The following is a 1,339-nucleotide window of genomic DNA, read 5'->3' as shown; positions in this document are numbered from 1 at the left end:
AGTTGTGAAGTTAGTCAAGCTATTAGTCGTGACGTCGGGCAAGTTAAAGTGTGGCAAGATAAGTTAGGTATAAGAGTATAAAGTTATTTCTATTAGAATGGGTAGCCAATGAATGGGTAGTCAATGGGTAGATATGGGCACAGTTAGATTTTAGACCTTATTGATATAGGCTTTATATTTTTGGGCTTTTAGATTTTTAGCCTTTTTGCTTACAAGTGATGTTATACAAACCCAATGTTATGTGATGTTAGTCTGAGAGGGCACTTTGTTAGTGTATTTGCTATTTACTCGGCTGAGCAAGGGGATAATATGAAGCTAACTCAAATAACAAGGAATGAAGCAAAAGTAGTTAAGCGAAAAGTAATTAAGCAACAAACGAAATCGCAACAAATGAAATCAGTAAATCAGAAATCAGTCATGCGTAAGGGCAATAAAGTGATGAAGTTAAATAGTGAGAATTAATTGATAGTTTATTTGTTGTTCATCTATAGAAGACCCCCCAATTTGACGCTCCTCCTCTAAAATCTTGTGCCTAGAGGATGAATTTGAGTTTAAATTTTTTTCTGCTTAATTTGTTTCCCATCAAGTAATACCTCCTACGCTACTTGATAAAATGCTTGTAAAATCGTTTCATGCGCTCGCAGATACCGTTAGTTTGCGGGTGTTTTACCTTCAGTGCTCAATATCATCGTTAGATAAAGCTTATAATCATAATTTTCCACTTTACTTACCATAATATTTTCACGGTTGATGAAAGTCTATGCTAGTTGCAAGCCTTGATTCTTGAATTAGGATATTGAGTATATTCGTTGTCGCAATGGCTGTTTTTATTGTATAGAATTTTGCAAAAACGACTTTACTATATGTATCGACGAAAGTTTGCTGATAAATACGTCCGACACCTTTTGGATTACCCACATAAAAAGTGTCCTATGAACCTTAACCTCTGGAGATGTTAATGTTATTTTCTTTCCTGAGGGCTGCAACTGTTAGGAGAGTTAAAGTGCGGTCTGTTTTGAGCCAGTTTTAGTGGCTCTTTGCTAATGTTTAAATGTTTTTAGTTAGCAATGTCGTATAAATAACTTAGTGTTGTTATTTTTATAGAGTTTAAGTATGTTGGTTTCTAAAACTGATGCTTCTATTGAATTTGAGAAGTTCGCTATAAAACACTAGATAATACGGTGATAAAAAGTTTTTGTGTTACTTAGATTTGATTTGCTTAGCATAGTTTTTCCCATATAAATTAAAAAAACGGAAGATGATGTGGTATTGGCTTTAGTTCTTACAATAATGGTCCCCTAAAGAGGGACCATTTTTTTATTACATATTTATAAACAAA

General features: G+C 33.6%; 1 protein-coding gene and 1 pseudogene. One reads left to right on the top strand and one right to left on the bottom strand.

The features are described from left to right. Nucleotides 1-309 precede the first annotated feature (309 nt). Nucleotides 310-462, top strand: coding sequence for a hypothetical protein (locus tag C0975_RS11450; protein WP_167383066.1), 153 nt, complete (start codon nt 310-312; stop codon nt 460-462). 140 nt (nt 463-602) lie between these two features. Here the strand turns inward: C0975_RS11450 and C0975_RS11765 are convergent. Beyond that, nucleotides 603-930 (bottom strand): annotated as a pseudogene (locus C0975_RS11765) (IS481 family transposase); the annotation flags it as partial. Nucleotides 931-1,339: the final 409 nt, after the last annotated feature.

The sequence above is a fragment of the Pasteurella oralis genome (assembly GCF_002850605.1).
GTDB classification, from domain to species: domain Bacteria; phylum Pseudomonadota; class Gammaproteobacteria; order Enterobacterales; family Pasteurellaceae; genus Pasteurella; species Pasteurella oralis.
Note: the sequence above shows the minus strand (reverse complement) of the source record. Positions and strands in the feature narration are given on the sequence as shown.